At 46.9% G+C, this 4,016-nt stretch carries 4 protein-coding genes; 2 read left to right on the top strand and 2 right to left on the bottom strand.

Annotation, left to right across the window (positions count from 1 at the left end; genetic code table 11):
• Positions 1-103: 103 nt before the first annotated feature.
• Positions 104-1,417 carry a CDP-diacylglycerol--serine O-phosphatidyltransferase gene (gene pssA / locus FW758_RS24050; RefSeq protein ID WP_446446771.1) on the bottom strand — a complete coding sequence of 438 codons (1,314 nt, stop codon included), beginning with the start codon at positions 1,415-1,417 and terminating at the stop codon, positions 104-106.
• An 11-nt stretch (positions 1,418-1,428) separates the two neighbouring features.
• Complete coding sequence (locus tag FW758_RS24045; protein ID WP_446446770.1) at positions 1,429-1,761, bottom strand: DUF1904 domain-containing protein; 333 nt, start codon at positions 1,759-1,761, stop codon at positions 1,429-1,431.
• 475 nt (positions 1,762-2,236) lie between these two features.
• Between FW758_RS24045 and FW758_RS24040 the strand changes: the two genes are divergently transcribed.
• Positions 2,237-2,413, top strand: coding sequence for a hypothetical protein (locus FW758_RS24040; protein WP_006086754.1), 177 nt, complete (start codon positions 2,237-2,239; stop codon positions 2,411-2,413).
• A gap of 67 nt (positions 2,414-2,480) precedes the next feature.
• Positions 2,481-4,016: D-alanyl-D-alanine carboxypeptidase/D-alanyl-D-alanine endopeptidase (dacB, locus tag FW758_RS24035; protein ID WP_446446769.1), on the top strand; the 1,536-nt coding region annotated here is incomplete at its 3' end.

Raw genomic sequence — 4,016 nt, 5'->3', positions numbered from 1 at the left:
CAATTTAACAAAAAAGCCCACATTGATGTGGGCTTTTTTAATCGGTAACAAACTATACTTAAACAGAAATATTGGCGAGTTCGTTGCGCTATAGAACCCAGCGTTACAGAATACGGCGCAGTAAAAAATCGGCTTTAAGGCGACGAATTCGGGTCATGATCTTCTTCACTGGTGCAGGATAACTCTGCAAGGTATCCACTTGGCTGTAGTGATATAACCGCTGCGTGTGCTCAAGAATATGCGCCTGCTCGGCTTCAAACTGGGCTTTCCAGCAGCCAATTTCATCTTGGATCAACAAACCATTCTCAAGATCCAGCGCCCAAGCTCTTGGATTCAGGTTCGAGCCTGTGATCAAATGCTTACTGCCGTCGGCACTGATGCCCTTAAGGTGATAACTGTTGATGCCGTGTTTCCACAGGTGGATATTCAGCTGACCATTATCAATCGCCCACTGTTGGCGTTTAGCAAACTTACGCAATGATTGCTCATACATATAGGGCAAGGCACCTATGGTGGAGAAATCCTGCTCAGGCGGAATATAAAAATCGTTAGCCGTCTTGTCGCCCACTACGATGTCAATGCGTTTGCCATTGCGCAAATGCTTAGCTAAGGCGCGCACTAAAATATACGGCGGATTAAAATAGGGCGTGCAGATAAACAGCGAGTCTTTTGACTCTTCCACCAAGGCGACAACTACTTTATTGAGCAAGTTTTTCTTGCGGCCTAGCCCAAGTAACGGCGTGATGCGGTTGCCATCACGGGTTTCCTTAAACTGATATTCAGCGTCAGACAATCTCAGCTTAAAGCTGCGCATGTCCGTCTTAGGCGGCAGTACTTCTTGTTCAGCGTCTTGGGTTAACGAACACACTGCAGGATCAGCAATGATGTTTTTCTGGATCATCGCGCGCATACTGCGGGCTAATTCGGCCGACTCAATCAAGTGATAACGGTCGAAACGGTACTTATCATTTTGTTGTAAATAGATATTATTGAGACTGGCACCGCTATAGATCACCGCATCATCGATAATAAAGCCCTTAAGATGCAGTACGCCCATAAATTCACGGGACTTAACGGGGACACCTAAGATATCGATGGGATGTTCGGCTTCAGCCATCACTCTGCGGTACATCAAATAGTTACCGCTATCGCCTTTATGGCCAATCAAGCCGCGTCTTGCGCGGTGAAAGTCCACTAATACTTTGACATCAAGCGCTGGATTTGCCGCTTTGGCATCCATTAACGCTTGTAATACTTCACGGCCAGCTTCGTCATCTTCTAAATACAGCGCCGCAATATAAATACTGTGCTTGGCGCTCGCGATACGAGCGAGTAATTCTGCCTTGAAACGGCATGGCGTGAGCAACCACGTTAAAGCCTCGGGTTGAACGGCTATTCCACCAAGCTTATCTAGCAAGGCATCCTCCTTTAATCATGCTGACCACCCCGATAGGAAGCACTGGGGTTCAATGATAAAAACATCACAGCAATATGTGTTAACTCTGGATAGGCCTCTGTCACTGCCTGCCTGATCGTTTGTTCTACTTTAAGATGGATATCAGGGTCCTTAGGGAACCAGAGTAACTCAACTTGGACGAAGCGTTGATCAATTTTTCCATTTCGAAAACTGATGCTTGGGATCCAATCTAACGTGAAACTCTCTGTATTACCTTTACATATATCCGCCAATGACTGCAGTAATGTTTGGCTGAACGCTGCAACGACCGCTTGTGGTAAGCCGCGCATACTAATATGTGGCATGGTTTAGTTGTTACCTAAGAACCTAAAATCGTAAGGGGTAGAAATTACCGACTTCACCTCGTCTCGGCAAGACTTTTCTCCCAAAAGCCTCCTGAAACCTCGCGGTTTTGCTGGTAATTTGACCTCACGCGATGTAATCCCGCCGTAGCGCCACTATTTAGCTAAAAATCACATCTTTTAGGCTAGGATTACAACCACATTTAAGGGCTGTTTTTTCGGCACACATATCATGTTAAGGGCAATGTAAAAATGTGAATATTAACGGTTCTATATTAATCGGACTGTTCCTGAATTGAGTGATGTTTAACGCGACAAGCCCATACAAACCATCGCAGGTTTTACTGAAGATCCGCTAAAATGTCGGCCAAATCACAAAATAATCTTCAAACCTATTTCGTTTACCCCGAACCCAGTGATTTAGCGTAAACTAAAACGCCTATTTGCGATTAAACCAACACGATAAAAGACGAAGACCATGAACAAAAAAATTTTGCTGACGTTAGCGCTGACACTGCTGTTTGCCTGGGGTATTTTCCATTTTAAAGCTCAGTTGGGATTACTGATCCTGCCACTGTTTATCGGACTGGTATTGTTTGTTACCCTACGTTTATATCGCTTGATGGAAAAGGATGACGGCAGCAGTGAGGATTAACCCCACATTGCATCGAACTTAACCAGAAGGCCCATGGTGTTCTTAATAAAAATGGCCAATCGCTAACATGGAAACGTTACTGAAAACCACTCTGTATGCCAGCCTACTCCTAGCGGCGAGCCACAATATCGCCCGCGCTGAGCAAATCGACGCAGGAACGATAGAGACTCGAACCACTTCGCTTAGCCAAGCGGTCAGCAAAATCAGCCCTCGTCACTCGCAAATTGCACTGCTGGCAATGGACATGTCGTGCAATCAAGTGATCTTTAGCCAACAGGCTGAAACGCTGTTTATTCCCGCCAGCACGCAAAAGCTACTCACTGCTGTGAGTGCCATGGCTCAGCTTGGACCTGATTTTCGTTATGTCACTGAATTATGGACGGACGCACCAATACGCAAGGGCCATATCGCCGGTAGCGCTTATCTGCGTTTTAGTGGCGATCCGACGCTCACTCAAGCCGATCTCAAGGCCATTTTTGCCAGTCTCGTGAAACAAGGCATTAATCGTATTGATGGACATCTGTATTTGCTCGGCGATAAACAAGAGCAAATGCAAGCCCCTGGTTGGGTGTGGGATGACTTAGGCATTTGTTTTGCCGCGCCTGTGTCGAGTTACATTATCAATCAGAACTGCGTTTATGGTCAGTTCAACCCCAGCACGGCCAATAAGCCTTCACAGGTGAGCCTGCGCACGGGGAGTTATGGGGTAAAAGTCAGCAGCGATGCGGTATTTGATCCCAAGGCGAGTCGTGAATTTTGCCAGCTTGATTTGGTGCGACTAGGCCAAAACAACTATCATCTGCGTGGCTGTTATCCGGGCGGTGAAGCGATTGGACTGGCGATTGCGGTCAGCGATCCGTTCAAATTTGCCCAAGATAACCTCACCTCGCTGCTCAAAGGTGAGATGTCACTGGCGGGTAAAGTTAAGCTCGGCACTAGCTTGCCCAAAAAGGCGAAACTGATTGCCAGCCATAGCTCGGCGCCACTGCCTGAACTGCTCGATACTATGCTGCTCAAGTCGGATAATTTGATTGCTGATAGCCTGTTTAAACAGCTTGGCAAAAGTTATTTCAATGCCCAAGGTAGCTTTACTAATGGCGCGGCAGCCATGCAGCGGATTTTAACGGAGTTAGGCGTCGATCTGAGTAACGCTAACATTGTCGATGGTTCTGGCCTGTCACGCTATAACTTGCTCAATGCACAGCAGTTAGCGGCGGTATTGGCACTCATCCATAAGGACAGTCGCTTTAGCCCGTTAATGACCAGTCTGCCGCAAGCAGGAATAAGCGGCACCTTAAGGTATCGCATGGGTTACAACAAGCCGCCGCTGAAGCAGCAAATTTTTGCTAAAACAGGCTCGATGCAAGGCGTGTCTAACTTAGCGGGCTTTATCCGTTTGCCTGAGCACAGTGACACCCTGTTTGTGGTGCTTGAGAATGGCATGAGTCCCGAGCTTAAACATCAGCATAAACCATCGTTTAATGCCGAGTTTCTCAAGCAATTGATTTCAGTGCTGCAAGTGCCATCCCCCACCACAGCAGCGCTTAGTAACGCAGCTCACTCGGTCCAAGATTTAATACTGCCAAATAGAAATAGCATGATA

It is taken from the genome of Shewanella sp. 1180_01 (assembly GCF_052850535.1).
This window is presented reverse-complemented; position numbering and strand designations above follow the sequence as displayed.

Coding starts and splice junctions, on each gene's coding strand:
- FW758_RS24045 (WP_446446770.1), bottom strand. CDS start 1,761: ATGCCACATATTAGTATGCGCGGCTTACCACAAGCGGTCGTTGCAGCG.
- FW758_RS24040 (WP_006086754.1), top strand. CDS start 2,237: ATGAACAAAAAAATTTTGCTGACGTTAGCGCTGACACTGCTGTTTGCC.